At 60.8% G+C, this 23,601-nt stretch carries 25 protein-coding genes; 10 read left to right on the top strand and 15 right to left on the bottom strand.

Translation table 11 applies throughout. The features are described 5' to 3' along the window. Positions 1 to 124: 124 nt before the first annotated feature. From QP968_RS00195 to QP968_RS00165, 7 genes are all read left to right on the top strand, one after another. The gene (locus tag QP968_RS00195; RefSeq protein ID WP_284854317.1) at positions 125 to 1,216 is read left to right on the top strand and encodes an HNH endonuclease signature motif containing protein; all 1,092 of its coding nucleotides are present in this window, start codon (positions 125 to 127) and stop codon (positions 1,214 to 1,216) included. Between the two features lie 220 nt (positions 1,217 to 1,436). Then, positions 1,437 to 2,417: an LLM class flavin-dependent oxidoreductase gene (locus QP968_RS00190; protein ID WP_284854822.1), complete on the top strand. Its 981-nt coding sequence runs from the start codon at positions 1,437 to 1,439 to the stop codon at positions 2,415 to 2,417. A gap of 95 nt (positions 2,418 to 2,512) precedes the next feature. After that, a complete protein-coding gene (locus QP968_RS00185; protein ID WP_350309327.1) occupies positions 2,513 to 3,277 on the top strand; it encodes a GntR family transcriptional regulator in 765 nt (254 codons plus the stop codon). 47 nt (positions 3,278 to 3,324) lie between these two features. Beyond that, a complete protein-coding gene (locus QP968_RS00180; protein ID WP_284854316.1) occupies positions 3,325 to 4,830 on the top strand; it encodes an ABC transporter substrate-binding protein in 1,506 nt (501 codons plus the stop codon). Continuing rightward, positions 4,827 to 5,777: an ABC transporter permease gene (locus QP968_RS00175; protein WP_284854315.1), complete on the top strand. Its 951-nt coding sequence runs from the start codon at positions 4,827 to 4,829 to the stop codon at positions 5,775 to 5,777. The genes QP968_RS00180 and QP968_RS00175 overlap by 4 nt, the downstream gene beginning before the upstream one ends. Beyond that, on the top strand, positions 5,774 to 6,592 hold the full coding sequence (locus QP968_RS00170) for an ABC transporter permease (protein ID WP_284854314.1): 819 nt from the start codon (positions 5,774 to 5,776) through the stop codon (positions 6,590 to 6,592). The genes QP968_RS00175 and QP968_RS00170 overlap by 4 nt, the downstream gene beginning before the upstream one ends. Beyond that, the gene (locus tag QP968_RS00165) at positions 6,589 to 7,971 is read left to right on the top strand and encodes an ATP-binding cassette domain-containing protein (protein ID WP_284854313.1); all 1,383 of its coding nucleotides are present in this window, start codon (positions 6,589 to 6,591) and stop codon (positions 7,969 to 7,971) included. The genes QP968_RS00170 and QP968_RS00165 overlap by 4 nt, the downstream gene beginning before the upstream one ends. Before the next feature lie 5 nt (positions 7,972 to 7,976). Here the strand turns inward: QP968_RS00165 and QP968_RS00160 are convergent, their stop codons facing one another. After that, entirely contained in the window at positions 7,977 to 9,245 is a 1,269-nt protein-coding gene (locus tag QP968_RS00160) for an acid phosphatase (protein ID WP_284854312.1), read from the bottom strand. A gap of 102 nt (positions 9,246 to 9,347) precedes the next feature. Between QP968_RS00160 and QP968_RS00155 the strand changes: the two genes are divergently transcribed. Next, a complete protein-coding gene (locus QP968_RS00155; RefSeq protein WP_284854311.1) occupies positions 9,348 to 10,238 on the top strand; it encodes a ribokinase in 891 nt (296 codons plus the stop codon). Here the strand turns inward: QP968_RS00155 and QP968_RS00150 are convergent. The 3 genes from QP968_RS00150 to lepA are packed head-to-tail and all read right to left on the bottom strand — an operon-like array spanning position 10,235 to position 13,603. Then, the gene (locus QP968_RS00150; RefSeq protein WP_284854310.1) at positions 10,235 to 10,381 is read right to left on the bottom strand and encodes a hypothetical protein; all 147 of its coding nucleotides are present in this window, start codon (positions 10,379 to 10,381) and stop codon (positions 10,235 to 10,237) included. The two genes, QP968_RS00155 and QP968_RS00150, sit on opposite strands and share 4 nt — an antisense overlap. Before the next feature lie 11 nt (positions 10,382 to 10,392). Next, on the bottom strand, positions 10,393 to 11,673 hold the full coding sequence (locus tag QP968_RS00145) for an alpha/beta fold hydrolase (RefSeq protein ID WP_284854309.1): 1,281 nt from the start codon (positions 11,671 to 11,673) through the stop codon (positions 10,393 to 10,395). Between the two features lie 58 nt (positions 11,674 to 11,731). Then, positions 11,732 to 13,603: a translation elongation factor 4 gene (gene lepA, locus QP968_RS00140; RefSeq protein ID WP_284854308.1), complete on the bottom strand. Its 1,872-nt coding sequence runs from the start codon at positions 13,601 to 13,603 to the stop codon at positions 11,732 to 11,734. A 111-nt stretch (positions 13,604 to 13,714) separates the two neighbouring features. Here lepA and QP968_RS00135 point away from each other — a divergent pair, with 111 nt between their 5' ends. Next, positions 13,715 to 14,233 carry a type II toxin-antitoxin system PemK/MazF family toxin gene (locus QP968_RS00135; RefSeq protein ID WP_284854307.1) on the top strand — a complete coding sequence of 173 codons (519 nt, stop codon included), beginning with the start codon at positions 13,715 to 13,717 and terminating at the stop codon, positions 14,231 to 14,233. 195 nt (positions 14,234 to 14,428) lie between these two features. Beyond that, positions 14,429 to 14,695, top strand: a complete 267-nt coding sequence (rpsT, locus tag QP968_RS00130; RefSeq protein ID WP_284854306.1) for a 30S ribosomal protein S20 — start codon at positions 14,429 to 14,431, stop codon at positions 14,693 to 14,695. A 121-nt stretch (positions 14,696 to 14,816) separates the two neighbouring features. Here the strand turns inward: rpsT and QP968_RS00125 are convergent, their stop codons facing one another. The 11 genes from QP968_RS00125 to QP968_RS00075 all read right to left on the bottom strand — a co-directional run bounded on the left by QP968_RS00125 (position 14,817) and on the right by QP968_RS00075 (position 23,586). Further along, positions 14,817 to 15,464, bottom strand: a complete 648-nt coding sequence (locus QP968_RS00125; protein ID WP_284854305.1) for a LysE family translocator — start codon at positions 15,462 to 15,464, stop codon at positions 14,817 to 14,819. Beyond that, on the bottom strand, positions 15,461 to 15,850 hold the full coding sequence (locus QP968_RS00120) for an ankyrin repeat domain-containing protein (RefSeq protein ID WP_284854304.1): 390 nt from the start codon (positions 15,848 to 15,850) through the stop codon (positions 15,461 to 15,463). The genes QP968_RS00125 and QP968_RS00120 overlap by 4 nt, the downstream gene beginning before the upstream one ends. 44 nt (positions 15,851 to 15,894) lie before the next feature. Continuing rightward, the gene (gene holA / locus QP968_RS00115) at positions 15,895 to 16,830 is read right to left on the bottom strand and encodes a DNA polymerase III subunit delta (protein WP_502870895.1); all 936 of its coding nucleotides are present in this window, start codon (positions 16,828 to 16,830) and stop codon (positions 15,895 to 15,897) included. A gap of 5 nt (positions 16,831 to 16,835) precedes the next feature. Further along, on the bottom strand, positions 16,836 to 18,203 hold the full coding sequence (locus tag QP968_RS00110; RefSeq protein ID WP_284854302.1) for a ComEC/Rec2 family competence protein: 1,368 nt from the start codon (positions 18,201 to 18,203) through the stop codon (positions 16,836 to 16,838). Then, positions 18,203 to 18,874: a ComEA family DNA-binding protein gene (locus QP968_RS00105; RefSeq protein WP_284854300.1), complete on the bottom strand. Its 672-nt coding sequence runs from the start codon at positions 18,872 to 18,874 to the stop codon at positions 18,203 to 18,205. Before QP968_RS00105 ends, QP968_RS00110 begins: the two co-directional genes overlap by 1 nt. Before the next feature lie 139 nt (positions 18,875 to 19,013). After that, a complete protein-coding gene (locus QP968_RS00100) occupies positions 19,014 to 19,838 on the bottom strand; it encodes a DegV family protein (protein ID WP_284854299.1) in 825 nt (274 codons plus the stop codon). Then, positions 19,835 to 20,476 (bottom strand): histidine phosphatase family protein, encoded by a 642-nt coding sequence (locus QP968_RS00095; protein ID WP_284854298.1) that lies wholly within the window; start codon positions 20,474 to 20,476, stop codon positions 19,835 to 19,837. Before QP968_RS00095 ends, QP968_RS00100 begins: the two co-directional genes overlap by 4 nt. Before the next feature lie 25 nt (positions 20,477 to 20,501). Further along, positions 20,502 to 20,978 carry a ribosome silencing factor gene (gene rsfS, locus QP968_RS00090; RefSeq protein WP_284854297.1) on the bottom strand — a complete coding sequence of 159 codons (477 nt, stop codon included), beginning with the start codon at positions 20,976 to 20,978 and terminating at the stop codon, positions 20,502 to 20,504. 85 nt (positions 20,979 to 21,063) lie between these two features. Then, positions 21,064 to 21,687, bottom strand: a complete 624-nt coding sequence (gene nadD / locus QP968_RS00085; RefSeq protein ID WP_284854296.1) for a nicotinate-nucleotide adenylyltransferase — start codon at positions 21,685 to 21,687, stop codon at positions 21,064 to 21,066. 11 nt (positions 21,688 to 21,698) lie between these two features. After that, positions 21,699 to 22,151, bottom strand: a complete 453-nt coding sequence (locus tag QP968_RS00080) for a hypothetical protein (protein ID WP_284854295.1) — start codon at positions 22,149 to 22,151, stop codon at positions 21,699 to 21,701. A gap of 142 nt (positions 22,152 to 22,293) precedes the next feature. After that, positions 22,294 to 23,586, bottom strand: coding sequence for a glutamate-5-semialdehyde dehydrogenase (locus tag QP968_RS00075; protein ID WP_284854294.1), 1,293 nt, complete (start codon positions 23,584 to 23,586; stop codon positions 22,294 to 22,296). Between the last annotated feature and the right edge of the window lie 15 nt (positions 23,587 to 23,601).

Below are 23,601 nucleotides of genomic sequence, written 5' to 3'. Positions count from 1 at the left end.
GGCTATGTTCCGTGCTCTCCGGCGTGCGCTATCGCGCGCACCCCCTGTGGATAGTTTTTGGGTTATCCACAGGCTTTTTGGCCCTTAGCTGCACGTTTCTGGTTTTCGGTTTAGTGTGCGTGGCATGAACACTTTTGCAGCACTAGTTACGGGTTTAACCAACCCGATCGAGACCTTGGCATCCTTTGATGCCCAGGTGCTCCTCGACGCTGGCTGCAAACCCGCCCTTGTGCGCGAATGGACCAACGTCCACAAGGTCTACTACGGGAAAACAAAGTTCACCCGCAAGCAAGCCAACGCGATTACAGTGGCACGCTCGACGAAGAAGTCCTTGGATCAGCTTGCCTACATCGAATCATGTCTTGCCGGGATCACCGACCCCGCCGAGAAGTGGCGGCTACGCCTAGCGTTGCTGTCTGTTCCAGGTAATTATGAGACGTTGCAGCGTCGGGCGAAAGACATCATCCCCGAAGTGGACACGCCTGCCCCGGAGCCAACAATCCGGTTTGGTCGCTCACGTAAACAGTCCCGCCCCATGAACATTATGGGCCCAGAACACGACATGGCAGCCATCGAGTACGCACTACGCCAAAAAATCACCGGCGATGGGCCGGCCGGGCCACAGATGTACGAAGCATTCATGACCATCCTGGGCCTTCGCCCCGACACTGAGGACACACCAACCCAGAGTATTGCTCCTGCTGTGCCCCGCCCCTTGATCCTGATCCCACTAGAAGAACACATCAAAATCATCCGTGGTGTAGGCGATGACATCATCCTGGGGCTAACGGATGGCACCACCATGACCGGTGCGGAATACTTGGCCCAAAATTTTGGGGACGTACTAGAAGTAGCGATGTTCCACCCACAACAAGGTGCGGTCAACCTGTATGACACGCAACGGTTTGCCAACCAGAAACAACGCGACCTAGCCAGAGCGTTGTCACCAACCTGCCCAGTACCGGATTGTCGGCATGCGGCGGATAACTGTCAGGTCCACCACATCAAAGCCTGGTCGAAGGGTGGGCTAACCAACATGGATAACCTTGCGATGTTGTGCAGGTATCACAACCGCACCAACGACGACCCCGAACGCAGCTACCACGGCCGGGTAGACAACATCCGGGGCGCACCCATGTGGAGATCACCCCGCGGACACCTCATCCCCAACACCATCCACCCCTACGGAGCAATGACACTCCTCTACGGGCGGTAACCCACCAAGTAGCCGGCATGTCCGGCCATTTGGTGTGCCCGAAATCGGTTGGTTTGACTATGGCGAATCACGCACGGCATAACCGCAGGTCGCCGAACGCTGCACAGTGCGATAGTCAAACCGGGTAGTCGTGGCGCCCCATCACCACCACACCCCGGCATTTTTCAACGCGGAATGACTACGAAGCATTAGCGTTGTAAGGAATATGGCTTCCACATTCATGTCGCGCACACCGTTGTCATTGTTGGATTTCTGCCTTGTCCGCAAAGGCGAAACTCCCGGTCAGTCCATGGAGCGCTCTGTGGAATTGGCGCAGAAGGCGGAGAGGCTCGGCTTTGACCGCATCTGGTACTCCGAGCACCACAATATGTCCACCATTGCGTCTTCCTCCCCCGCTGTTCTCATTGCCCACATTGGCGCAAAGACGGAGAAGATCAAGCTAGGGGCTGGCGGCGTGATGTTGCCCAACCACGCGCCCTATGTCATCGCGGAACAGTTTGGCACTTTGGCGGAGCTGTATCCGGGCCGCATTGACCTCGGTGTTGGGCGGGCCCCGGGTACGGACCAGCAGACGTTGGGGCGCGCGTTACGGCGTGATCCGCGTTCGGCAGAAAACTTCCCCAATGATGTTTTGGAGCTCCAGGCTTATCTTGCGGGCGATCCAATCATCCCCGGGGTGACAGCAGTTCCGGGTGCGGGGACGAATGTGCCTATTCATATTCTGGGGTCCTCCATGTTTGGCGCATCTCTGGCGGCAAAGTTGGGTCTGCCCTACTCATTTGCCTCACACTTCGCACCCACCCACTTGGAGGAAGCCACGGCGTATTACCGCGCGAACTTCCAGCCCTCGCAGTACTGCGAGGAGCCGTACGTCATCGCGGCCGTGAATGTGACCGCAGCGGATTCCGAGGAAGATGCACAGCGCCAAACTGAATTGGTTCACCGCCAGCGTGTGCGCGCTTTCCTTGGCCAGCAAGGACGAAGGATCAATGATGAGCAGCTCGAGGCTATTCTGGCTGCTCCGCAAGGCCGTCAGATCATCAGCATGTTGCGCTACACCGCTCAAGGTGAAGGGCCAGCAGTCGTGGCCTACCTTGAGCAGTTCAAGGAGCTCGCCCAGGCGGATGAATTGATGATTTCCTTGCAGGCCCCCACCCATGAGGAGGCAATGCGATCTATGGAAATCCTGGCTAACGCTTAGCAAATTCCTCGCTGTGACTGTACTTCCATACTTAATACTCAGGTTCGTGTTAGTCTCACACAAGAAATCAAACACCGCTTTGAGGAGGATGAGACATTTCAACGTCACAGACCCGCCAGCAGCATGTTGAGATCGCGGAATACTTGCAAGAGTTAATCCATTCCGGCGATCTCGCTCCTGGTGATCAGCTTCCTTCCGAAGCGGAGTTGTGTGAAAAGTTCGGCTCTTCGCGTGGCCCTGTCCGCCAAGCGGTAGCCACCTTGCGCGCTGAGGGACTTGTGTCCTCCGGTCGTGGGCGTCGGTCAATGGTCCTGTCCACGCAGCTGTCTAACAGCTTCGAGGCACTCCTGTCCGCCACGGCCTTCATCGAAGAGGAAGGCCGTAAAGCTGGCGCCAAGATCATCCGCATCGCGCGTGAACGCGCCTCTGAAGCCGTCGCGGATGCCTTGGACATTGACAAAGATGAGTCGGTCGTTGAAATTATGCGCGTTCGCACCGCGGATGATGTCCCCGTGATGGTGGAAAAGCTCGTCTTCCCCACCAAGTGGGGCGAACCGTTGATGACGTTGACGCCGCAAAGCCTGCCCGTGCACAAGCAGTTGGAGGAGATGGGCGCGCACGTGGACAACATTGTTCGCACAGCGCACATCGCGCAAGCCGATTCTGATCAAGCCGCGTTGCTGGAAATCGCCGAAGGCGCACCCTTGTTCCATGTCACGCTGCGTGCCTCCACGTACCAGGGCGAGCCCGTTGAATACGCCGAGTATGCCGTACGCGGTGACGTGATCACCATCAACCAGTCCAACGTGCGCGGCGGCTCCGTGCCCGTCAAACTCGGGCTGAAAAACCCACAAAACTAAGCATATTAATTGGTTCGCCCGCACTTCACCGGCTAGCCTGAATCCCCATGAAGCATCACGGCACGACAGTGGGCGTGCGCATTGGCGCAATTTTAAGCGCAGGGCTTTTAGCCAGTTGTTCAGCTGGTAGTACGTCCACGAATGTCGGCCGGATTGCGCCGGGCAGCGTGATCGTTGCCACCACTGCTGCACCCGCCTCCCTGGATTTCACCACTACCTCCGGTGCCGCGATCCCGCAGGCGCTCATGGGCAATGTGTACGAAACGCTCGTGCGTATCAGCGACACCGGGCAGCCCCAACCCTTCCTCGCCGAAAGCTGGGATGTAAGCGATGACCGGCTGGAGTACATATTCCATCTCAAAGATGGTGTGACTTTCTCCAACGGGGATGCATTCACTGCTGAAACAGCGGCTTTTTCCATTCAGTACGTGTTGGACTCTTGGACGAATGGCCTATCCAAGCAGATGACCCCCGTTGAGCATGTGGAGGTCCTGGATCCGCTGACGTTGAAGGTGAGGTTGAAGGCGCCGTCGAATAGCTGGCTGTGGTCCATGGGCACTCTGACTGGCGCGATGATGACGCCGGGTGGGATAGACACTCTGGCCACGGACCCGGTGGGCACAGGCCCTTTCACGGTGAAGCATTTCGCTGTCGGGGAGTCGATCTCCTTTGATGCCCGCGAGGATTACTGGGGCACTCCCGCTGCCCAAGACGCGGCAATCCGCTACTTCGCTGATGCAGTATCGAGTGTCAACGCTTTGCGCGTTGGGGATGTGGACATGGTGTGGGCGCTCCAAGCACCGGAACTGTTGCGCACCTTGCCGGAGACGTTCAACGTGCAGGTGGGCACCACCAACGGTGAGGTCCTGCTCAGCTTGAACAACAAGCGCGCGCCTTTCGACGACCCGAAGGTGCGCCAAGCCGTCGCCTACGCCATCGACCGCGCCTCTCTCGATGATGTTGTTTGGTCCGGCCTGGCTACGGATACCGGCGGTGCACCCGTCCCCCCGACGGATCCGTGGGCTGAGAAGAAGGATTACTACCCCTTCGACCCCGACAAAGCCCGCGATCTTTTGGCCGGGCGTGAACCTGAAGTCACCCTGACTATCCCATCCTTGCCTTATGCCCAGGACGCGGCTGAGCTCATCTATTCCCAGCTCAAGGACGTTGGCTTCAAAGTAAAGCTTGAAACGGTGGAATTCCCCGCTGTGTGGTTGAGCCAAGTACTCAAACAGGGGGATTACCAGGCTTCCCTCATCGCGCATGTGGAACCGCGTGACATGCAAACGTTGTTTGGGAGCCCCGATTATTACCTGGGGTATGACTCCGCGAGCGTGAGGGAAAGCTTTTCGCTTGCCGACGAAGGCACCCCCGAACAACAAATCACCCACATGCGCGCCGCCGTGGACACGATCATGGCGGATGCGGGTGCACTCACGTTGGTGAATATGCCCAACATCGTGGTCACTGCACCAGGGGTGAGCGGTGTTGACCCGAATGTAATCACCGACGGGCTTGTGCTTTCCGGTGTGCGGAAGGAAGGGACGCCATGACAATTATGAATATTGCGCGTTCTCTCCTCCGCTTCCTAGTCATGCTGGGCGCCGCTAGCATCCTCATCTTCGTTCTGTTGCGTGCGGTGCCCGGTGACCCGGCGCGCATCGCGCTGGGGGTGACGGCATCCGACGAGGATGTGGCTAAGCTCGCCGCACAATTGGGTACCGATCGTCCTTTGGTTGTGCAGTACTTGGACTGGATGCGCGGGCTTCTCACCGGTGATTTTGGTGTGTCTTTGGCCAGTAAGCAGGACATCACGCCATTGGTGTGGGACCGTGTGCAGGTCTCCCTCATCTTGACGGTCAGCGCCATGGTCCTGTCCCTGCTCATCGCTATTCCGGTGGGCACGTACTTGGCGCGCAGGAACCGTAAGGCTGATGCTGCCGTTGTCTCCGCACTGACTCAGGTGGGCATCGCGGTGCCGAGCTTCCTCGTGGGCATCCTGGCTGTCGCGGTGTTTTCTGTGTGGCTGGGCTGGCTACCTGCCAACGGGTGGGTTCCGCCGAATGCAGATTTTGGTGGGTTCGTTGCTCACTTGGTTCTGCCAGTGGTGGCACTCACCTTGGTCCAGGCGGCGATTTTGACCAGGTACGTGCGCTCCGCCCTGCTGGAAGAAATGGGTAAGGATTACGTGCGCACTGCCCGAGCGGTGGGGCTGTCCACCCGCAAGGTGCTGTACCGGCACGCGCTGCGCAATGCTGCCCTGCCGGTTCTCACCGTCACCGGTTTGCAGTTGACGTCCCTCATTGTGGGCGCGGTGGTGATTGAGCGTGTCTTTGCTATCCCCGGTATTGGTTCGATGCTGCTCGATGCGGTGGCCACGCGTGACCTGACTACCGTACAAACCCTCATGATGTTGCTCGTGGTGTTCACCTTGGCGGTGACCTTGCTGGTGGATGTGCTGTACCGCATCATTGATCCGCGGTTGAGGAGGCAGGCATGAAAAAGGCTCGTCTGCGGGCGCAGTTTGGAGTTGGTGCGGTGCTCGTTGGGATTGTCGCCATCATGGCGGTGCTCGCCTTCGTGTGGACCCCCTACGATCCCGTTCACGCAATCCCGGAGCACCGCTTGGAAGGGGTCAGCGCTCAACACTGGTTGGGCACGGACCAGTATGGGCGTGACATGCTCAGTCGCATCATGGATGGTGCGCGTATCTCTCTGCTCGTCGCGGTGGCGTCAGTCGCGCTCTCCGCCCTCATTGGTGTGCCCTTGGGAATATGGGCCGGCATGTCACGTGGCTGGGTGGATCAGATAATCATGCGCAGCAACGACCTGTTGCTGGCCTTCCCCGCCCTGCTGCTAGCCATCGTGTTCACCGCTGTGTTTGGCGCCTCCATGTGGATCGTGGTTTTAGCCATCGGTATCGCCGGTATCCCTGGTTTTGCCCGTGTGTCCCGGATTGGCGCCATGCAGGTGATGTCGCAGGACTACATTTTGTCCGCGCGCGTCTCCCAAGTCCCGGGGCCTGTGATTGCGTGGCGGCATGTGCTGCCGAATATCACTGCCACCCTCACCGTGCAGGTCTCCGTGGCGCTAGCTCTAGCCATCCTCGCGGAAGCTGGCTTGTCCTTCCTAGGGCTGGGCACCCCAGCGCCGTACGCCTCCTGGGGCCGAATGCTCCAGTCCTCCCAGGCATATCTAGCCACCGCCCCACATTTGGCGTTGTGGCCGGGCCTGGCTATCGCCGCCGCGGTGCTCGGCTTCAACCTGCTCGGCGACGCATTGCGTGATGCGCTCAACCCAAGGAGGGCACGATGAGCAACCTTGTCACCGTGGACAGCCTGACCATTCCCGGCATCCTGAACAACATCAGCTTTGACATCGCTCCCGGTGAGCGCGTGGGACTCATCGGTGAATCCGGCTCCGGGAAGTCCATGACGGCCATGACCATCATGGGGCTGCTCCACCCTTCCCTGGAAGTGCAGGGCACGGTCCTGGTCAAAGGCCAGGAGCCTTCGCGCGCGCTGCGAGGCAATACGGTAGCCATGATCTTCCAGGAGCCGATGACGGCGTTGGATCCGCTGATGAGCGTCGAGAAGCAAGTGGCGCAAGCGTGTGGCCTGGAGCGCGCGAGGGAGCTCCTCCACGAAGTGGGCATCACGCGCACTGGCGCTTACCCGCATGAGCTGTCCGGCGGTCAGCGGCAGCGCGTGCTCATTGCGCTGGCCATCGCGGGTGACCCGGACCTGCTTATTTGTGATGAGCCGACCACCGCCCTCGACGTCACGGTGCAACGCCAGATTCTGGAGCTGCTCGACCGGCTCGTGCGCGAGCGTGGCATGGCGCTGCTGTTCATCACCCATGATCTCGGTGTGATCCGCCAGATGACGGACCGCATCCTCGTGTTGCGCAAGGGCGAAATCGTGGACCCGGACGCGAACTTGGACGCACCGGCCACGGACTACACCGCGCAACTCGTTGCCGCCTCACTGCCCGGCGCACCCGCCGCCGTTCGCCCCGTTGGGGAGCCCATCATTCGCCTTGAGAATGTCTCGTGGCAGCGCGGCGATACGTTGGCGCTCGATGATGTCTCCCTCACTGTTCGGCGTGGTGAACGCATCGGCCTCGTGGGTGGTTCGGGTTCCGGCAAGACCTCTATGCTGCGCCTCATCGCGGGCCTCAACGAGCCTGATTCGGGCACCGTCACGGTCGATGGCGGCATTCAGATGGTGTTCCAGGACCCTTACTCCTCCCTCAATCCGCGCCGCCGCGTGGCCGATTCCATCCGGGAGGCGGGTGTGCCACGTACTCGGGCGGACGAGGCACTCGCCCAGGTCGGCCTTGAGGGTGTCGGCGCGCGCTTCCCACACGAATTCTCTGGTGGCCAGCGTCAACGCATCTCCATCGCACGCGCAGCCGCACCGCGCCCAGAGATTCTCATTGCGGATGAGCCGGTCTCCGCGCTCGATGTTTCCGTGCGCGCGCAAGTGCTCGAGCTTATCGACGACCTCGTCATCAACGACGACCTCACCCTCATCTTCGTCTCCCACGACCTCTCCGTGGTGCGACAGGTCTGCCCCACCATCGCTGTCTTGCACGAGGGACGCCTGGTGGAAACCGGCCCCACAGAAGAGGTATGGGAAAACCCGCAGCACGAGTACACTCGCTCGCTGCTGCGGGCTATTCCGACGCTCTAGCGTTTTTAATTCAGGACGGTGACGGAACCGTCCGGCGCAACACTGATCTTCGCTGCGGATGCTGCCGCGAGGTTCACACGCTGCCAGGATCCACCAGGACCCTGCCAGTCCAGTGGGTTGCCCGCTGCGGTAGCGGTCTGCGCGATGATCTGCGCGCGCTGGTGGTGGTTCAGCTCTGGGAAGGAAGCCGCGATCAAGGTCGGTGCTGCCTGTGGCACGATCATCGGAGCGTCACGGTGGTAGATCGGCTCGAACTCGTAGTTGTTCCACACGCTTGCCTGTGACACTGCCGTTGCGGTGGGAACAAATGGGTTGTCGGATGCCACCAGGTCCTTGATCGGCTTGCCGGCACGCCACTCAATCTCCGCGCGGAGCTCAGCAGCCGCCTGGTTCAGTGCGTCGCGCATCCTTGGGTCGTTGAGACGATCCGCTGCTGCGGCCTGGCCAGACATACGACCACCGATGACATCCAACGGGTAGTGCACGCCCAGAACAACACGACTGTTGCCAGCCAGTGCGCCACGGTAGTGCAGCTGCGGGGCAACCTCAGGAACCATGTAGGCCAGCAGCGATGTCATCAACGTCGCCTGGTTGGTGTGGCCGGATGGGAAGGACTTGGACGTCAGGTACAGCTCCTTCCCCGGCGGGTTGTAGCGCTTGATCTTGTCCGGCATCACCACATGCGGACGCGGGTACTTGAACATTTCCTTCTCAACGAAGGTGGAGCTAGCAACACCACCGGTGCGGGCCAGGTAGCCATTGCCCAGCAGGAACTGCGTCTTAGGTAGACGTCCCTCTGTCAGCGCGGTGCGGAAGTGCGTGCCAAATTCCTCACCGAGTGCGTCCGACAACGCGAAGAGCAGCTCCTCGGAGGACGCGGATGCGTCAATCTGAGCATTGTGAATCCGTGCCGGGTCCGACTCGGCTGCATTATTGATAGCCACAACCTGCGCACGGTTGGAGTCCATCACATCTGGGCGCCTATCGCGCAGCTCCGGGAACAAACGGTTGACTTCCGCATAAATGCCATGCTCGTAGGCCGACCTGTCGGAGATGTAGCCCACCAGGTAGTCCGGGCTAAACGGGACTGGCACCGGTGCTCCGTGGATGTGCGTAGGCACCTGACCGCTGTACCACCCAGTAGCCGGGTCACGCAGCTGCGGGATGGTAAACGGCAGATCCTGCGCGGTTGCGGCGGGGGCTGCCACCACACCGAACAGTGCGCTCATCGCAGTGGTTGCTGCAACGACAGCGGTGAGAAGGGCGCGTTTCATGGGAACTCCAAGACCTAATGAGCACGCGTCGCATGACGTGAGATACGGGAAATTTCTCGATCAGACTAACCCGTACGCCACTACCCCGCTACTCTTGTGCGCATGATTGTGGTTGTCGGATCCATCAACACTGACCTCACCGTCAATGTCCCACGTCACCCGCACCCCGGGGAGACACTTTTGGGCAGTGGCGGGGGCATCACGGCCGGCGGTAAAGGCGCCAACCAAGCCGTCGCCGCAGCCCGGTTGGGCTCCCCCGTTGCGTTCGTTGGCGCTGTGGGCCGTGATGCGAATGCGGCCGCAGCAACCGCGCTGCTCACGGACGCTGGGGTGGACCTCACCGCGGTGGAAATCCTCGACGATGTCACTGGTTTAGCCGTCATCACCGTGGCAGCCGACGGGGAAAATACCGTGATGGTCATTTCGGGGGCGAATGCGAGGGTGGGAAGGGGGATCGTCGATAAGCATGCAGACCTTATTGCGCGTGCGGAGATCCTTCTGCTGCAGGGCGAGATCCCCGCGGAAGGCTGCGAGCGTGCCGTGGAGATCGCCCAGGCCGCCGGCGCGCGGGTCGTGGTCAATCTTGCGCCGGTGATCCCCGTGGACCCCGCGGTGCTGTTTGCTGCAGATCCGCTGGTGCTCAATGAGCATGAGGCCACGCTTGTCGCAGGCCAGCTGGGCCTTGAGGCGCCGGTCACCGCATCTGATCTTGTCCGTGCGGGTGTGCCTTCCGTGGTGATCACGTACGGCGCGGACGGCGCAACCATCGCGGATGCGCACGGTTCCACCCACATCCCCGCAGCCCTCGTGACCCCCGTTGACACAGTGGGTGCAGGCGATGCGTTCACCGGCGCGCTGTGCCACAAACTGCGCGAGGGAGCATCGCTTATCGACGCCTCCCAGCACGCCTCCCGCGTCGCCGCCTTCGCCGTCACCCGCCCCGGCGCACAGCCGTCCTACCCCTGGCCGGAGGACGAACTGCCGGAGCTTTAACGCGTGATGTACAGCATCAGTGCGGGGTCAAGAACATGCTCCTGGCGCACCTCAAAAATCTCCGTGAGACCCTGAAACACTTCGAGCTCAGCCGTGCTCAGCTGGATCTGCTCGTGGGGGAACGCATCCATAGGCATGATCATAGGCCCCTGATCTACGGCACGCGACGAGCCGTGTCGAAGACCCCCTGAAACAGCTCCTGCCCGTGGAGATAAATCGCATCATGGTCCCAGGTGGGGTGGGACCACACCTTCATCCCGCCGATCTGCTTCGCCACATTCACGGCGCGGTCAAAGTGGATGAACATGTCACGTTCATAGAGGGCAACAACCGCCGGCACCGTGTTTGCCCGCAACTGTTCCTCGTTGAACACGCGCGACCAGTCCGTCTTCGCATGCATCTCATGCACCACATCGCGGAACGGGCGTAGCGCCGGATCTTCCTCAAAGTGATGCTGGAAGAAGTGGTTGCCCAGCAGGTAGAACGGCTCTTTCTCATCTGTTGGATCCGCATCCAGCGCGAACCCGGCGCGGCCTTCCACCGCCCGGTGCGCCGCCCAGTTCGTGCTCACTCCCGGGGCACCGAAGAGCGTTTCGTGCAGCACCGCCCACAATGGGTTGCCCTGAAGGCCCACGTACTGGCTCATCCAGCCCAGGAAGTCCCCTCGCAAATGCTTCTCCCCACCGCGACGGATGAAAGGTTCTTCCAACAGCACGGCGAGATTGTGGAAACCCAGCTCCTCCCCCAGCGCCACACCAATGAAACGGAAGCGCTGGGAACTCAGCCGCTCCCCCGTGGGCAGGATCTCTTCTGTGTTGTCCAAGTGGTGGCAGACCTCCCGCACGGTCCGCTCCGCGTACGGCACCGCGGCGTAGAACTCCTGCACGCGTTTTTCCAGCAAGTCCAGGCTAACTGTGTTGTACTCCACCGGTGTCCAACCAATCTGGGGCACAGCGCCCGTGAGGTACGCCTGCCCAATTGCCTCCGGGTAGTACGACAGGTAGCTGGCCGTGCACAGCGCCCCGAAAGAATTACCCAACACATCCCACTGTTCAAACCCCAAGTGTTCACGCAATGCCTCTGCGTCCGCCACCACATCGGGGCACCGCAGCTTGGAAATAATGTCCGTGCGGATCAGTTCCGGCGTTGTCCGATCGATCTTCCCGGAACGGCCAGTACCCCGCTCATCCAGGAGGTACACCGTGTAGTGCTTCAACGCTTCCGGGATCCACCCCTGCATGACCCGTGGCGCCGCATTACCTGGGCCACCCTGGAGAAACAGCAACGGTGGCTTCGCACTCCCGTCACCTTCAAGTGACGAAAGCTCACGGGCGAAGAGCTCAAACGTGCCTAGTTCAGGTTTTTCGCGGTCCCACGGCACGTCCAGAACGTGCTCAGTAACGCGAACTCCGGGCGGAATAATCGTAGAGACCATGTCCCCGAGCATAACGCCCCACGCTTTACCCCCTTGGCGGGGCAGCTTTTCGTCCCGCCTACTCCTCGTCCGTGGACAGCGCTGCCACAAATGCTTCCTGCGGCACGGTGACAGAACCGATGGACTTCATGCGCTTCTTACCGGCCTTCTGCTTCTCCAGCAGCTTGCGCTTACGGGAAATATCGCCGCCGTAGCACTTGGACAGAACGTCTTTGCGCAGGGCGCGGATGTTCTCACGCGCGATGATCTTCGAACCGATCGCAGCCTGGACGGGCACCTCGAACTGCTGGCGGGGGATGAGCTCCTTGAGCTTCTTGGTCATCTTGTTGCCGTACCACTGAGCCGAGTCACGGTGCACGATCGCGGAGAACGCATCCACCGGCTCACCCTGGAGGAGGATGTCCACCTTGACCAGGTCTGCTTCCTGCTCGCCCGCTTCCTCGTAGTTGAGGGAGGCATACCCCTTGGTGCGGGACTTCAGCATGTCAAAGAAATCAAAGATGATCTCACCGAGCGGCATGATGTAGCGCAGCTCCACGCGGTCCTCGGAGAGGTACTCCATGTTCTTCATCTGGCCGCGCTTGGACTGGCACAGCTCCATCGTCGTACCCACGAATTCCTGTGGCACGATGATCGTCATGTTCACCGTCGGCTCATAGACCTCGGGGATCTTTCCGCCTGGCCAGTCAGACGGGTTGTGCACCATCGACTCCGTGCCATCTTCCGCGATGACGCGGTAGGTCACGCTCGGTGCGGTGGAAATCAGATCCAGGTCGAACTCGCGCTCTAGGCGGTCGCGGGTGATCTCCATGTGCAGCAGGCCCAGGAAGCCACAGCGGAAACCGAAGCCCAAGGCGACGGAGGTTTCGGGCTCCCAGGTCAAGGAGGCGTCGTTAAGCTGGAGCTTCTCCAAGCTCTCGCGCAGCGCCGGGAAATCCTCCTGGGACACAGGGAACAGGCCCGAATAGACCATCGGCTTGACTTCCTCAAAACCCGCGAGAGGTTCCTCCGCGCCTTTCGACGCCCACGTCACCGTATCGCCCACACGCGTCTCACGGACGTCCTTCACGCCGGTAATGAGGTAGCCCACCTCACCCGGACCGAGGCCCTTGGTCTTCTGCATCGTCGGGGACACAATGCCGATTTCCAGGATCTCGTGGGTCACGCCCGTGTTCATCATCTGAACCTTTTGGCCGGACTCCAGCTTGCCGTCCATCATGCGGATGTAGGTGACCACGCCACGGTACGTGTCATAGACCGAGTCAAAAACCAGCGCACGTGCCGGAAGATCCGCACCAACGCCACCATCGGCAGCACCCGGGGCGGTCGGCGACGGGATGAGCTCTACCACGCGATCCAGCAGCTCCGGCACACCCTGGCCGGTCTTACCGGACACGCGCAACACATCTTCAACCTCGCAGCCAATGATGTGGGCGATCTCCTCGGCATACTTATCCGGATCCGCCGCCGGCAAGTCAATCTTGTTCAGAACCGGGATGATCTCCAGGTCATTCTCCATGGCCATGTACAGGTTGGCCAGGGTTTGGGCTTCGATGCCCTGGGCGGCGTCGACAAGCAAAATCGCGCCCTCACACGCATCGAGCGAACGCGAGACCTCGTAGGAGAAGTCCACGTGACCGGGCGTATCAATCATCTGCAGGACCATCTCTTCACCTGCATGCGCGCCGGTCTTGGGCACCCACGGCAGACGCACGTTCTGCGCCTTAATGGTGATACCGCGCTCACGCTCAATATCCATGCTGTCGAGGTACTGGTCGCGCATCTCACGCTCATCCACCACATTGGACAGCTGCAAAATGCGGTCCGCCAACGTCGACTTACCGTGATCAATGTGCGCGATGATGCAGAAGTTCCGGATCCTCGCTGGATCCGTGAAGGTCTGCAATGCAAAATTGGTGTTCTTGGCCATCGCGCCTCACTCTACCGTGGCCTTGGCATAAGCAGGAAAATGCTTCACGACGCCCCACCAAATACCCCCAATAACTGTCACACATTCGGCGAACGATCTAGGCTGAGAACCATGGCTATGTGGCGGCGCCCCAAATGGGCGGGAAAGGGCACACTCCGGCGGCAACGGACCCCGCTGGAAGAAGGCCTGAAGCTGCTCAATGAGCGCCTGGGCAATTCCCCCACCCAGCACCATCGTCGCCCCGCACGCACCAAAGTGTTCCCCACCGCTGACATTCCGCGCAGTATTTTCTATGCACCTGACATGGACGGGCAGGCTGAACCCGGCGAGGTGGTGTGGTTCTACGTGCCTGCCACCCCCCTGCGGGAACGCTCCATGCTGGTTGTCGGCCGTGAGCGCCAAGACGTCCTTGGCCTGCTCATCTCCTCTAATGACGACCACGCTGATGATGACGCATGGCTCCCCATCGGCAGCGGCGAATGGAAAACCACCGGCGAACCTTGCTGGGTACGCCTGGACAAAACACTGGCTATCCCCGAAACCGACCTTCGCCGTCGCGGTGCACTGTTCCCGCCACGACGCTTCGACCGGATTGCGGATCACTTACGGAAGCACTTCGACTGGGCCTAACCTTTTGGCCCGCGCAGTTTTGCTCCGCGCGCGCACCACCTGCTAGGGTTTACCCGTTATTCGCTCCGGCCTTCGTGCTGGTGCGTCACACGCCACAGACAGGACCTTGGGTTTGTGGCCCTGCAACAAGTTGTGGCGCATAAACGGGCGGATGCAGTAATTTTTTCGAACTTCAGATACGTCAAGAGGTACATCATGGCAAACATCAAGCAGCAGCAGAAGCGCGTTATCACCAACGAGAAGCGCCGTGTGCGCAACAAGAGCATCCGCTCCGCAGTGCGCACCGAGATCCGTAAGTTCAACGCAGCGATCGAGGCTGGCGACGCTACCGCAGCCGAAGCACAGCTGCGCGTTGCTTCCCGCAAGCTGGACAAGGCTGTGAGCAAGGGTGTCTTCCACCGCAACAACGCGGCTAACAAGAAGTCCAACATGGCCAAGGCCTTCAACAAGCTGGGCAAGTAAAACTTCTTAGCTCCTACCCTGTTCCGCATCATCGCGGGGCAGGGTTTTGTTGTTTGGGTGGCAGGTGGACAGGCGCAGGCGACCAACTGGGTAGTTTCGTTCTTCCTGGACTAAAGGGCGGCTACCCAGCCAAACCAAGCAGCCCGCGGACAATGAGCAGGGTGCCGGCAATGATGAAGAAGGTGCCGGCACCCATGTCAATGTAGGGGCCGGCATGGAAGAGTTTACGTCTCACCCGGTCGGTGGACACGAGGGTGCAGTACCCGACAAACAGCAGGAAAGAAGACAGCCACAGCGCGGCAATGACCGTGAGCGCGACCCCCACTGTTGGGGACATCGGCAGCAGCGGTGCAACGAGCGCGGCGAGGAAGAGAACGATCTTCGGGTTGGACAGATTCGTGGCCACACCTGTTGTAAAGGCGGAGCGGACAGAGCCTAGCCGCTGCACGGCCTCCTCAAGATCCAGAGGTGGGTTGAGGCGGTCACGCCACCCTTGACGCACAGCGGAAATGCCCATGTATACGATCCAGCTGCCGCCAAGCACCTGAATGAGTTCCAGCAGCCATGGGAACGCGGTGAGCAGCGCGGCCGCACCAAAAACCGTGAGGGATGTCCACATGAGCACCCCAACGTGGATGCCCAGGTTCGCGGACATGGCGTGCTTGCGTGAGCGCGTGGCCATCCGGGTAAGCAGCACCACGTCGGGGCCGGGGGAGGCAGCGCCCACCACATTCACAGCGACGATCGCCGCAAGGTCGGCGGGGTTCACTGCTGCATCTTTTCCACGAGGTCCGCGCGTTCAAACATCTGTGCCGTCGCAATCGCATCAGGTGTACCCGCGTGTGGGTCCGCTCCGGCCGCCAGAAGAATGTCCACGATGGCATCCTCTTTCTTGAACACCACTCCAGCCAAAGGCGACTGTCCACGCATATTTTGCTTATCGACGTCCGCCCCACGCCCCACCAGTCCCCTCACCAACTCCTCCTGCCCGGCGTACGCCGCGAGCATGAGCAACGTGTTGCCGTCCTGGTTAGACAGGTTCACATCCACACCGTGGTCGATGTAGTCCAACAGCGTGAGGTCGCCTTCGCGCGCCATGGTGAAAAGGCGCGTGGCAAAGTCCCGGACGTCATCCGGAATGTTGTGGTCGGTCACGGAGAGGCACCCTATCACGCGTTGGACATAAGACACCTGTGTGGCTAGCGCGCCAGGGTGGCGATCCGCCTCACGGCGTCCTCCACGGCGAACTCTGGGTCCCCGCCTTGCCCTTTGACCTCCGCATCAAGCCGGGCAACGATGATCACCGCACGGCTCACCGCATCACCCGACCAGTTCCGGGCAATCTGCATAGTTTTCTTTGCCACAAAGGGGTGCATGCCAATCTCCCGCGCAATCTGGTCCGGGTTACCTCGGGTTTGGTAGAGCTTCGCAATATCACCGATCTTGTTGGCCAATGCCGCCGTGATGGCCACCGGGCTAATACCCAACTGCAGTGCCCGGCGCGTGCTGGCCAAGGCGCGATCAACCCGGCCCGTCACCGCTTGGTCCGCGATATCAAAGCCGGAGACCTCCGCCACGCCGGTGTAGTAGGCGCGGACGTCGGAGACGGTGAGGTCGCCCGATGTGTCGTCGATAAGCTGCTCGATCGCGGACGCCAACTCGCGCAAATCCGAACCGACGGATTCCAACAATGCCCCAACAACATCTGGTGTGGGGCGTACCCCGCGACGGCGGAATTCATTTTGCACCCACGTCTGGCGTTCACGCTGATTGAGCGTGCCCACCTCATGAACCTCCGCGGTCTTACGGAACTTCGGTACATACGCCTTGTTCCGGCCCTTGCCACTGTGCACAATCACCAACGTCATGCCCGGCGCGGGATCAACCGCGGCTTGCAGGAGCAGCTCCGCGGGCTCCTTACCGGCGAGTTCAGTGTCCTTGATCACCACCACGCGCTCCTGCGCAAACAGCGACGGGCTTGTGGCCTGCAGCAGCTCGCCCTCCGTCACATCCCCGGCGCGCAAAACAGTGACCTCAGCCTCGGGGCTTGCTTGGTCGATGATGGCCTGCGTTGCGCGTTCGGCGAGAAATTCATCCTCGCCAACCACAAAATGCACGGGACTGTGGCTGGACATGCGGCTCATTGTATTCTCCGGCTTCTCCCGCGTGCAACGATGAAAGCAGCGAAGATCCAGCCATAACACACCATCACGAGCGCCGGGCCCACCTCCACCGTGGCATGCGGGTTACGCGATACCACCTCCGCTACCGTGCGCACCCAGCCACCTAAGGGCGCAATCACCCACAACAACGGGGCCGCCAGGACATGGCTGATCTGCGACAAGATCGCGGCGGCCATACCCAGCACTGTGACAATCCCCGTCACGGGGCTCACCGCCACATTGGCCAACACGGACGCCACTGGCACTCGGCCCACCATGGCGGCGATGAGGGGTGCCGTGGCCATGTCCGCAGCAATGGCCACGGACAACACTCGGACGAAAATGTCTGGCCACCCAGTGCGCCCCAACGCCTGATAGATCAGCGGTGACAACGCAACGATGCTGCCCGTAGCCACCACCGATAACGCGAAGGCGTAGTTCACCGCCAGATCCGAATCCACCAAGATGAGCCCGATGATGGCCAAGCTCAGCGCATGGATCGGCTCCGCGCGGCTGGAGCTAATCACCGCTACCAATCCAACGAGTCCGGACACGGTTGCTCTCAGCACGCTTGGCTCTGGGCCGATGAGTCCGGCATACACCAGCAGAGCCACCCCAGCCGCCGCCAGTTGCACCCGCAACCCACCACGCGCCAGACGCGCCACGAGGAGCGCCGCTGTGGCCACGTACATACAGTTCGCACCACTGACCGCGCTCAAGTGGCTCAGCCCCGTATCGATGTACGCCTGCTGCTCCTCCGCCGACTGAAAGGACACATCCCCCAGCACCATCCCCGGAATGATGCCCTGGGCGTGCGGCCCAACATGCTCCGCTACCGCAGCGGAAAAACGCTCCCGCACGCCAGCAGCAAAAGCAGCAAACCCCTCAGGCGGGTGCAGCAGTGCCACCTCGCCATTGATCACAAACGCCGCGATCCCCGGCCGCGTAGGATCTGTCACCTGCCCCGAGGCCGCCACCATTGCACCAGGCACTGTCCCTTCCGGCAAGGACTCGGCAAACACCGGCACGGGTGTGGGATACCCCTCCACCCGCACGCGGACCAACCAACTCCCGGAATCCAATTCCTTGGGCATACCGCTGATCCATCCGGTGATGCCTGCATGAGGGTTGAACGCCTGCGCCGCTGCCATTCGCCACCACGACAATGCCAGCGAGCACACCCCGATCCCACCAGCCAAGATCGCTTGGCCGAGCTCACGCATGAGAAACAGCACAAGCACAACAACGGCGACCACGATGAGCCCTGCCCACGGGCCCGCCACGATCACAGCAAGGGCCGCACCCCATGCGCATAGCGCCGCCGGAACCAGACGGAGCTCACTCATCAGAGTGTCACCAGATCTTTCACTGCCTCGAACTTGGCAGGGCCAATCCCTTTCACATCCATGAGCTGCTCGACCGCGGTGAACGGCCCAGCAGATTCCCGGTGCGCCACAATCGCCGCTGCGGTTGCCTCCCCCACTCCGGGCAGCTCAGTGAGTTCCGCCGCCGTGGCCGAGTTGAGTGAAATCCCCGCCCCACCCGGCTGGCCTGGCTGCGGCACCACACCCGACGCGGGCACCTCCCCCTGGGTCAGAACGTGGATCTGCTGCCCATCAACCAGGAGCTGAGCCAGGTTCACGCTGATCAAATCCGCATCGGGCAACGGTCGGGCTTTGTCCAGCGCATCGGCCACACGAGCGCCCTGATCAAGGGTGACCAGGCCCGGTTGTTCCACGGCCCCCACCACGGCAACCACAACCTGTCCCGGTAGTTCGTTGGCTTCGGCGGCGGTGCTCCACAGCGGTTCTGGGGCGTCGGTAGCTGCATCGGGGCTGCGCAGGCTGGACCAGCCGACAGCCAGGAGGCACACCGCAACCACGCACCCGACCGCAGCCGCCGCTGTCCGCGGGGCAATGCGCAATCGCGGCGTGGGGTAGGTGACCCGCATGAGCTCCTCTTCACCCGTTGGGCGGGTGAGCTCTTTGAGCCGGTCAACTGCGGTTGGTGGTGCCATGTCCGCCACGCTAATCGTCAGCGACTACGGCGAAAAGGACTCACGGCCAGGGGTGTGGATAACCGTAGTGACACGTCATCTAAACACGGTTTTATCCACAGAAACTGGAAAATCTGCCCACTGAAGTGGACAGACGTGGCTACTCCACCGTCGGGGTAGCAAAGAACACGGACAGGCCAAGCGCACCCTCACCCGTGTGCACCGTGACCACTTCACCTAGGGGGTAAATGCCCACGGTGGAACCTTCCGGCAGAGCTTCTTCCAGCATGCCCTTGAGCGTCTCAGCACCTTCCCGGTCCCCGGCGTACTGCACGGCTGCATAGCCCGGCATTCCGTCCGCACGCTTAACAACATGCTCGACGAGTTTGCTAAAGGCCTTCTTCTGCGTACGCGTCTTAATAGCCAGCTCCAGTTTGCCGTCGTGCACGCGCAGGATCGGCTTTGTGGCTAGCAGGGCTGCGGACAACACCGCGGTCGTAGCGGAGATACGGCCGGATTTACGGATGTCATCGAGTTGGGAAAGGTACAACCACGTCTCCGACAGGGCAAGCGCACCTTTCGCAGCATTCACGCAGCCATCCACATCCGCACCGGCGCGCGCAAACGATGCGGCAACGATGGCCGCGAAACCCAGGGACATACCCACGGCGGAGGTGTCTACGACGCGCACGGTGTCGTCGAAAACTGCTGAAGCACTCACCGCAGCCGACCATGTGGCGGACAACCGCTTGGACAAGTGGAGTACAACAATGCCCTCATCGTTGCAGCGCTCCAGCTGGCGGGCGTACGCGGCAGCGAGCTCAATGGCACTCAACCCCGAGGTCCCCTGGGCCTCGCTTTTCTTGCCATCCGCCTCATCAGTGTCATCGCGTGTGACGTGAAGGTCCAGGACAGTAATGTCCAGTTCCTCTGCGACGTGCGGCGGGATTCCAGCGGAGCTGTCGGTGACAATACGAATGGTCATGGCGCACCCAGCCCCTGATTCCATGCCTCGAGGTACCACTGGGTTTTGCCCGGCGTGCCTTCAAATGCGGGACGCGCCAAAAGCTGCGAGGTATTTGTGTTGTGCAGGCCCTTGAGCAGCGGGTATTGCGCCTCATCCAACTCAAGCAAGTTCGAGGTCAATGCCGAAATCGTGCCGCCGTGCGCAACGAAGAGCACGGCGTTGTCATCCCAGTCGTCGAAATCGCGCATCAGCTTATCGACGACCGGCCTCGCCCTCCTCGCCACATCCAACCGCGATTCCCCACCCGGTGGCGCCCAGGCCGGACTGTGGCGCCACGCCGCGCGCGCACCTGGGAACTCAGCGTCCACCTCCTGGTGGGTCATTCCCTGCCACGTACCCAAATGGGTTTCACGCAACCGCGGATCGAGTTCCACGTCCAAACGCAGTTCAGCGGCAATGATCTCCGCGGTCCGGCTGGCACGCCCCAAATCAGAGGAGATGATGCGGATAATCCCGTAATCTTTCGCCCATTGAGCAGCAGCGCGTGCCTGCGCGACCCCTGTCTCCGACAGCTCAGTATCGAGCTGCCCTTGCATACGACGGCCAGCGTTGTAGGTGGTCTGGCCGTGGCGCAGCATGATCAGTCGTCGCGTCATAGTGGTCATCCGTGGCTAGTCGTGTCTATTCGTCATCATTGCTGGGACCTTCACCCGCCAAAGGCAGGTCCTCGATGTTGTCCAGCGTGCGTACGTTGGCACCATCCGCACTCGTGGAAAATTCACCGGGGAGAACATACGGCTCTACGCCCTCCACCTCAATGCGCGGGCAGTCAGCGTAGAGGCGGTCTAGACCGTAAAATTCACGCTCGGCCTCGCGCTGAATGTGCACGACAAACAGGCCGTAGTCCAACAGGACCCAGCGGAATTCACGGTTTCCCTCACGGCGCTTTGGCTCAGCACCGGCCTTGGTCAACTGGTCTTCCACCTCTTCAACGATGGAGGCAACCTGGCGTTCATTATCAGCGGAGACAACCACGAAGATGTCGGTGATAGCCAAGACGTCAGAGACGTCGATCACGGCAATGTTGCTGCCAAGTTTCTCATCGGCAGCTTTAGCGGCGATGACGGCGAGGTCGCGGGCGGTGTCCGAAGCAGTCAAACTGGGGCAATCCTTTTCTTCAAAAACTTAAGGTTTAAGAGTTTCAACCGCCCTATACTCCCATGAAACACAGGGAATATGCCACTTATTGCCGGTACATGTTGTTTTTGGCGATGTACTGGACCACCCCATCCGGCACCAGGTACCACACGGGGCGACCGGCAGCGGCCCGCTCACGGCAGTTGGTGGAGGAGATCGCCATCGCCGGAATCTCAATCAAGTGGGTACGTTCTTGGTGCTCCACGGGCAGCATGTCTTCAGCGAGTTCATAACCCGGCCGGGTGACACCCACGAACTCCGCCAGCTCAAACATGGCTTCCCAGTCATGCCACGACATGATGGAGGCCAGTGCATCCGCACCGGTGATGAAGAACAGCTCGTCCTTCGGGTATTTTTTCCGCATGTCCCGGAGCGTGTCCACGGTGTAGGTGGCGCCCGGGCGGTCAATGTCTACGCGGGAGACATTGAAGCGGGGGTTGGAGGCGGTAGCAATCACCGTCATCAAATAGCGGTCTTCCGCATCCGAGACCTTCTTCCCCGCTTTCTGCCACGGCTGGCCCGTGGGAACAAAAACCACTTCATCCAGCTGGAAAATATCCGCTACTTCACTCGCGGCAACGAGGTGACCATTGTGGATGGGATCAAAAGTGCCACCCATGATGCCAATGCGACGGGGAGCGTAGTCAGACATGGCAGATTGATCAGACATAGGTTCAAGCCCTAGTGGTTCCCCAGATGATCACCCGGCTGGAAGTACACCATCAACCGGCCTGTGGGGAACTGGTGGCGAAAGACTGCAGCGGCGGCAGCTACAGCTCCCGCAATGATCAGCAGTGGTGCGACCCAGGCGATCACGTTCCCAGCGGTCGTCGTTGAGGAGCCATCCGGCTTAGAGTTTGATCCTGGCTCAGGCTTTTGCGGGTCCTCTGCCCCACGGTCTGGGGGAGGAACCGGTAGATCCGGAATCTTGTCTACTCTCACATAGACACCGTTCATCAATACCCAAACCGCGCCACCCTTTTCGAACGCAGGCGGGCGCTCAACAGCATTCCAATCGCTTTCTGCGTTCACGTTAGTTTCCGTCTGCGCGCTGGCAACAGGTGTCACAGGTAGAAGCCCAAGCGTGGTTGCGAATGCTACTGCTGCAACAGCAACCGTCTTTATAGGGCGCATGACCTTTCCTTTACGTTCAAGTTGGCGGTGTAGTTAGCCCACAACTCCAGCAAGTCGTGGACATTGCAACTAATGCCTCAATTACCGCTCATCATACTCACTCAATGTACGTATGACACATTGAGTGACCACGCACACACCATCATGGACGGGTCTGTCCCGTACCTTCAAGAATCCACTTCGTACTGGTCAATTCCGGCAGCGCCATCGGGCCACGTGCATGCAGTTTCTGGGTGGAAATACCAATCTCCGCACCCATCCCGTACTGCTCACCATCGGTGAATGCCGTCGATGCATTGAGCACCACCGCCGCTGCATCCACACGGTCCGCGAACTCCTGCAAGGTGTACGCATTGAGCGAGGCAATCGCCTCCGTGTGCCCCGACGAGTAGCGCGCGATGTGCGCGATCGCCCCGTCCACGCCATCGACGATGTCTACAGCGATGTCCATGGAGAGATACTCATCAGACCAGTCAGCTTCGGTTGCGGCCTCCACGTTCTGCGCGCCAATCGCAGCAAGCTTATCGACGTCCCCGTGCACCCTCACCCCAACCCCCTGCAGCGTCTCCACCACGCGGAGCTGATCTGCGACGTCCAATCCGGCGTCGATAAGCGCGGTCTCCGTTGCATTGCACACCGAGCAGCGGCGGGTCTTGCCATTGAGGAGCATCTCAATCGCGGAATCCAGCTCCGCATCCCGGTCAATGTAGAAGTGGCAGTTACCCGTGCCGGTTTCGATGGCGGGGACGGTGGCGCCGGTCACGACTGCGTCGATAAGCCGTGCAGAACCACGAGGGATGACCACGTCGACGAGACCGCGCGCGGTGATGAGATCCTGCACGGAATCATGCGTCTCACACGGCAAGAGCTGAACAACTTCACGTGGCAGACCATGCGCCGCGACCACATCCTGGAGGATGTCCACGAGCTGCGCATTCGAGTGGCGCGCCGACTTGGAGCCACGCAGCAACGCCACGTTGCCGGATTTCAGGGCGAGGCCAAACGCATCAACCGTGACATTCGGGCGCGCCTCATAAACCATGCCCATCACGCCCAAGGGGACGCGGACCTGCTTCATCTTGATGCCATTCGGCATCACCGAACCACGCAGCACCTCCCCCACCGGGTCCTCGAGCGACGCCACCTGACGCAACCCCCCAGCAATCCCCTCCACGCGACCAGCGTCGAGCGCCAACCGGTCAATGAGGGAGTCGGACAGCCCCGCCTCACGCCCAGCAGCAATATCGCGCTCGTTCGCCGCGATGATTTCGTCCGTGCGCGCCACCAGCTCCTTGGCGGCGGCGAGAAGCACCTCATTCTTCGCCGACGTTGACAGCGTGGCCACCACCGGAGCCACGTCCTTGGCTACGTGCGCCTTGGCCAGAACCTCAGCGCGCTCTTCCTCACGGTCAGTGGCACGTGTTGCGTCAGTCATGAGGCCCGATCCTAG

This window comes from Corynebacterium sp. MSK041 (assembly GCF_030232265.1).
Classification (GTDB): domain Bacteria; phylum Actinomycetota; class Actinomycetes; order Mycobacteriales; family Mycobacteriaceae; genus Corynebacterium.
The sequence above is the reverse complement of the archived record's forward strand: the minus strand, read 5'-3'. Positions and strand labels throughout refer to the sequence as shown.